The sequence below is a fragment of the Methylicorpusculum sp. genome (genome assembly GCF_030651835.1).
Taxonomy (GTDB): domain Bacteria; phylum Pseudomonadota; class Gammaproteobacteria; order Methylococcales; family Methylomonadaceae; genus Methylicorpusculum.
Genome location: NZ_JAUSBX010000092.1, coordinates 1 through 6,187 on the forward strand (window position 1 = coordinate 1; position 6,187 = coordinate 6,187).

The following is a 6,187-nucleotide window of genomic DNA, read 5'->3' on the forward strand; positions in this document are numbered from 1 at the left end:
CCCTTTACCACCCAGCTTGCCTAACGCCGTTTGGATTAATCCGCCTATTAACACAAAGGGAGAAACTTGACCCATAAATACACAACAATTAGACACTAAATAAAACAACTGGGTGTCTCAATGTCATTGACACATTCCGTCCAAAAGATATTTCTATTCGGTTTTTAGAGCATTCTGACATAATTCAATTTTTCGAGGCATTGGGAATAAATATAGATTTATTCTATAGAATGCTATGGAGACATATTCTAACGATAGAACTTCTAAAACTAAGATATGATTTAAAAAGCAAACAAGATAGTCAAAACATTCTTTCTAAGCTGACCTGTTTGGTAATTAGAGATCCCGTTAAAGAAGAAGCTTTATCTTATTTTAAAGAATGGGGAGAAAAATTTTGGCTTGATACTGATCAGCAACTCAAAGAGGTAACAGAGAAGCTAAGTAGAGACCTTAAGGCTGGATTTGGCTCTTCAATAGAAGGGATAGATATATCTTTAGAAGGTGCAAAAAATATATCAACAGAAAAGAAAACTGAAATATTACACAAAGCAAATAAAGTTGTCAGTCAGTTACAAATAAAAAAACTAGCCGACATTCTTGATTTATTAGAAGAAAAGGTTTTTACAGACGATCAAAAACGATTTTACCTTTTAATTGATAAGCTTGATGAAGATTGGGCAAATACTGATACTAGATACCGTTTTATCCGCGCACTAATAGAAGAGGTTAAAACCTTTAGAAAATTGAGGAATGTTAAAATAATAATATCATTGCGCAGGGATTTATTGGAGATTGTTTTTAACAAAACAAGAGACGCTGGATTTCAAGAAGAAAAATATGAATCATATTTTCTACATTTAAAATGGAATAAGATTGCACTAGAAAGGCTTATTGAAAAGAGGATTAGCGAAGTTTTTAAGCGTCAATACACAAGAGATAATGTGACGTTTAATGACATCTTTCCAAGTCCAAAAAAAGGCGGTGGACAAACAGCAATAGATTATGTTTTGGAGAGATCATTACTAAGACCAAGAGACGTTTTACAATTCATCAACGAATGTTTCTTGTCAGCATTAGATAGTCAAAGAGTTTCGTGGAGAGCAATAATTGCAGCAGAAACAACTTACTCTGAAAAAAGATTAAAATCATTATTTGAAGAATGGTCTGAAATATTTCCAGGACTTATTGAAACCATTGAAATCCTAAGAAATATGCCTGATTCATTCAAACGATCAATGATTATCGAGAAAATTGACCCTGTATCTGAAAAACTAGTTGATTATCCAAATGACCCCTGTGGTAAAGCACTTATTGAATATTGTAAGAGCACGAACAAACAGTTTTCAGACTCAGATTTAATCACCGAAATACTAAATTGCTTTTATAGAGTCGGCGCTGTAGGTGTCAAATGTAGTACAACAGAACCCTTCATGTGGTCTGATTATGATCATGCCATATTATCGAAGAGCGAAATTAAGCGCGTTAATCAAATTAAAATTCATCGAATGTTATGGCGTGCTCTTGGAATAAAGAATACGAAGACAAATGACGTTGAAATGCTTGCTGTCGATTCTGATTAACATGACTAATAATTCCTACCCTTTATTCCGCTAGTGAATAGTAGTCATTCAGGGGATGTTGTTTGTCGGCGGCCATCGACTCCTTGCGGTCGGTCGGATCTTCTGATGCAATGGCCGCAGCTTGAACATTACCGGCCATTATTATTCATCCCCGATGATATACAGAAAGGATAATCATTTGCTGATAATAACTTTACGGTGTAGAAGATCATTTATCTGTAAATATATGGTTAACTATCAATCTACCTGTTATAGCTTAATTGGTTACATCGTTGATGCGTTTTAAATATTCGTTTACCTTTTTTATTGAAGAAAATATCGCTCTTTTTGTATTACCTCCTGCTATTGCATTTACTGTGGCTGCCAATGAGTTTAACTCTTTCAGTGGAAGGGCTCTATTATTTTATTAATATTGTTGAAATTGTAATAGGTTATTTTACAGGGCTCGTAATTTGGATGACCACTACAGAATGGATGAGAAATTGATAGAAGAAGTAGGCAGTAAAGATAATATTAATAACGAGAAAAAATGGACAGACATACATATTTCTTTTGCATTTGGTATAATACCTATACAATCATTCTTATTTTTTCTTGTTTCGCTAGTGCTATTGGCATATGAGTACAGCCAGTTTATAGAAAATGAATTACCATATAGCATCAGAGTGTTCCTGGATAGTTCTGCTTTTTTTATAGCGTTCTTATATATCAGTAATCCTGTTTTTTTATTATTTAAGTATATACTTACCTAGTCTCCTAATGCTTATTATTCGCACCAACTGTTCCTCACTTTCGAATAAGCTTGTTATAAAAAGTCAATTAAATGCGGTCCAACAAAAATGTCCCGTTATTTCAAGCCTTATGCATAGGAGCAGTCCATGAGTACTAAGCAGTTTGCCGCGCAGATGAAGGCCATGATTGAAGACATCAAAGCGAAGGGAACTGCCGCCATCTTTTGCGACAATCTCATTGATTACCTCAATGAAGTCGAAAACACTCCCGAGGAAGAGCCGTCTCTTATTCAAATAGAAAAATACAAGGCAGACCTTCAGAACTGGATCGAAATAAACAAGCGCGATCACGAGGTACATTTAGAAATGTTCAGATCAGTTATCGCGTCGGGTCAGGCCGCACTCAAATCTGCCTTCTTGCTAAACGGTGGTGCGGCTGTTGCGATGTTAGCCTTTATTGGTCACCTAGCCCAATTCAAAGCAGATAAGGTGTCTGCATTTTCAGGTTGCCTTTTGCCGTTTGCATATGGAGTACTGGCAATTGCTGTTACGTCTGGGCTTACCTACTTGTCCCAATGGTTCTATGCAAGTACTCACCCTTGGTCGCGAAAGCTAGGGTTTGCGTCCAACATGTTGTGCATCCTGCTAGGCGTCTCTTCTTACGGTTTTTTTGCTTGGGGATTGTTTGACGCATACCATTCATTCATTTCCTATGCATAATCTTTAATTCGAGGGTTCAACCGCCTATCGGCGACGTGACTCTAAACTCCACCGACAGCTTTGGGTTTTACTGATGCCATACACTGAAATACTTGAATGCCGAAAAGTGGCCGTAGTGAAGCAGTGATATTGTCAATTTGCTCGCTGAATACCTGACATTCGGCTGAGTCACCGGATACCTGAATTATTGAAATTAAATTGGATAGTTACCAAGAGCGGCGGTTAATGGACGGTAACGAGCATTGACAGCCCAACCAACTATTGCTCATAACAAGCTACCGCGCTCATCAACGATCCAACCCTGTTTTGCACAAAACGGCGCAATTAAAAAACATGAATCGTTCTGATTTCCAACCCCAGAATGCAAATAGCCGTTTTTTGTTTCTGCGACAAAAACAAACTACAATAAGAACAAATAGAGAACTTAATAACGCTTTAACACACATCAAAACACGATACCCCCCCATGCATAGCTTTCCAACCCATATTCTCTTCCCTGCACTAACACCCAATCCTGTGAGCTTGCCGTTGTTTTCAGGCAAAGTCTCCGCAGGCTTCCCCTCTCCAGCCGACGATTACATTGAGAAAACCCTGGACCTAAACGAACTGCTAATCCAAAAGCCCGCCGCGACGTTCTTTGTCCGCGCGGAAGGCGAATCGATGCTCGGCGCAGGCATTCATCCCAACGATATTCTGGTGGTCGATCGCTCGCTGGAACCGGTGCCGGGAAGGATCGTGATTTGTGCGCTGAATGGGGAGTTGGTGGTTAAGCGGTTGAAACGCCAGACCGGGCAATGGCTGTTAGGCTCTGAAAACCCGGCCTATCGGGATATCGTTCTTCTCGAAGAGCTGGAAGTAGTTATATGGGGCGTGGTGACGAGCGTGATTCATCCAGTGTGATGTCTATACCGGCGCTATGCGACGGATTGGAAGTTGGTTAGAGCAATGTAAGCGTGCAATACTTGGTTGCTGACGATCCTGAGCTGACAGGTAAGATTTAATTTGCGGTGACAGGAAAGGCAAAAAGATAATAAACTTTTATTCAAAATGTAGGTGCGATTAGTTTGCTTAATTGCATGTTTCAAAGACAGAATTCTTCCGAATACATTATCGCTATTCTGAGCTACGCGGACACATACTTTAAAGATATTGACATTCATCAAAAGAGCAAATAAATGAACATGAAAGAAAGCAATTGGGCGGCTGCCGGCTTAATTCTAACGCTTACACTTATAAACGGGACCGCACAGGCGACGTTGCATGATAGAGGTAACGGTTTGGTTTATGATGACGTATTGAACGTAACGTGGCTGCAGAATGCAAATCTGGCTGCTACCGAGTCCTTCGGGGTAGGTGGTATTAATGCCTTAGGTTTAGATAATGGGTCTATGCACTGGGAAACTGCGAATACCTGGATAAATGCAATGAATGCCTACGCTAATGGTTCCGGTTGGTTGGGCTACAACGATTGGCGCCTGCCGACGATAAGCCCTGTGAACGGTATGACATTCAATCTTAGTATAAGCGTTGATGGGTCAACCGACATTGGTTACAACATAACCAGCTCAAACTCCGAACTGGCTTATATGTTTAATATGAATCTTAATAATGTAGGTCAGTACGATACCTCTGGCGGTCTTATCGGATGCTGGCCAATTTGCTTGCAAAACACCGGACCATTCGAAAATCTCCAAGCAGGGTCGCCTTGGTTTTACTGGTCTGGCGTCGAGTATATGCTCGAACCTTATGCTGATAGCGCGTGGGGGTTCATTACCCATGGCTACTATCAGGGCTTAGATAATAAGGCACAAAAGGGATACGTCTGGCCGGTCCGCCCTGGAGATGTTACCGTGATTCCAATACCCGGCGCAATTTGGCTATTCGGTACCGGATTGTTAGGCCTATTGAGATTGGCCCGGCGTGGCAATATAGGATAATTAGGTCATTTTTGGAATGTAAGGTGAGCGAAAAGGTGCCTGGTGCAATTAAATAATTGATGAAATCATACAACAATCGCGTCGAAAGTTCGCTATAACGGCAAGCTTCGATTTGTATACCCATCGTAGATCGAAATTCGGCACCGGGGTACCCGTCAAAGGACGCCGACAATACATCCCTATAGGCTCTATACCCGCATCCATGCTGGCAAAGCCGTTGCCGAATTACCCGTTGCCTCCTTAGGCACTGCCGAAATTTGAAGTGCGAAAGGTATATCTCATTGCGCCACAATTCAAACATTAGTCGTCAGAGAAACAATGTCACTCACTATCGACTCACTCAACAACAGCCGCGAATTTTCTCACCATGTCTGTAGTGAAGTTAACTTTGAGGCAATTCGAGCTTCTCTTACTCTGCAGTCAGTTTGTGAACTTCTTCAAAATACGCTGTTTCAACACCTACTTTTAGGCAAACGTTTAACAACTCAATGGACGAGTAATACAAATAGAGGTTCTTTTGGTCAGCTGTTATCAATAGGAATCAGTATTAAAATGACTCAGGATAAGCAATGTAGTCACTGCGAAAAGAAAATATTTAACCTGGCTAGGTGAAAATCGTATCATTGTGAGCTATAAATAAAGTCCTTTTTTCAATTCTACACAGGATCCGCAGCATGAATAAATCCGAATTAATCGACGCCATCGCCCAGCACGCCCAGTTAACCAAAGCCGATACAGCACGGGCATTGGATGGCTTGCTCAAAACCATCGAGATGACCTTAAAATCGGGGGATTCCGTCACCTTGGTCGGATTTGGCAGTTTTGAAGTTAAAGCCCGCGCCGCACGTACCGGCAGGAATCCACAAAACGGAACCCCCATTACCATTGCGGCCGCCAATATCCCTGGTTTCAAACCTGGGAAAAACTTGAAGGACGCGGTTAACTCTTGATCTGAGAGCAGCTGACGATTTTGGCGTCGTATTATTCGGATTCAATTTGCTTGCAACTTGTCCCTTCAAGTCTTTTGTTTCAGGTTGAATTCGCCCTTCCCTTTACCTTTCATTCGCCAAGTATCACTACCGACCCTAACCGGACGTTAAGTTGGTGAAAGATTACCTTGATTTTTGTGACGTATTAAAAAGTAGTTTATATGTTTTTATGGGCCTAACTTCTAAATCTTTTAAGGTTCCAATATCTTCCGATTAAAAAAGCTTTATCC

The 6,187-nt window shown here is 40.7% G+C and carries 5 protein-coding genes; all 5 read left to right on the forward strand.

The genetic code is table 11. The features are described 5' to 3' along the window. Nucleotides 1–155 precede the first annotated feature (155 nt). The 5 genes from Q7V32_RS12355 (at nucleotide 156) to Q7V32_RS12375 (ending at nucleotide 5,918) form a co-directional block, all read left to right on the forward strand. Nucleotides 156–1,580 (forward strand): P-loop ATPase, Sll1717 family, encoded by a 1,425-nt coding sequence (locus tag Q7V32_RS12355; protein WP_370691461.1) that lies wholly within the window; start codon nucleotides 156–158, stop codon nucleotides 1,578–1,580. Nucleotides 1,581–2,458: 878 nt separating this feature from the next. After that, complete coding sequence (locus Q7V32_RS12360) at nucleotides 2,459–3,031, forward strand: hypothetical protein (protein ID WP_304897288.1); 573 nt, start codon at nucleotides 2,459–2,461, stop codon at nucleotides 3,029–3,031. A 465-nt stretch (nucleotides 3,032–3,496) separates the two neighbouring features. Then, nucleotides 3,497–3,931: a LexA family transcriptional regulator gene (locus Q7V32_RS12365; RefSeq protein WP_304897289.1), complete on the forward strand. Its 435-nt coding sequence runs from the start codon at nucleotides 3,497–3,499 to the stop codon at nucleotides 3,929–3,931. 275 nt (nucleotides 3,932–4,206) lie between these two features. Continuing rightward, a complete protein-coding gene (locus Q7V32_RS12370) occupies nucleotides 4,207–4,968 on the forward strand; it encodes a DUF1566 domain-containing protein (RefSeq protein ID WP_304897290.1) in 762 nt (253 codons plus the stop codon). A 674-nt stretch (nucleotides 4,969–5,642) separates the two neighbouring features. Continuing rightward, nucleotides 5,643–5,918, forward strand: coding sequence for an HU family DNA-binding protein (locus Q7V32_RS12375; RefSeq protein WP_304897291.1), 276 nt, complete (start codon nucleotides 5,643–5,645; stop codon nucleotides 5,916–5,918). Nucleotides 5,919–6,187 lie beyond the last annotated feature (269 nt).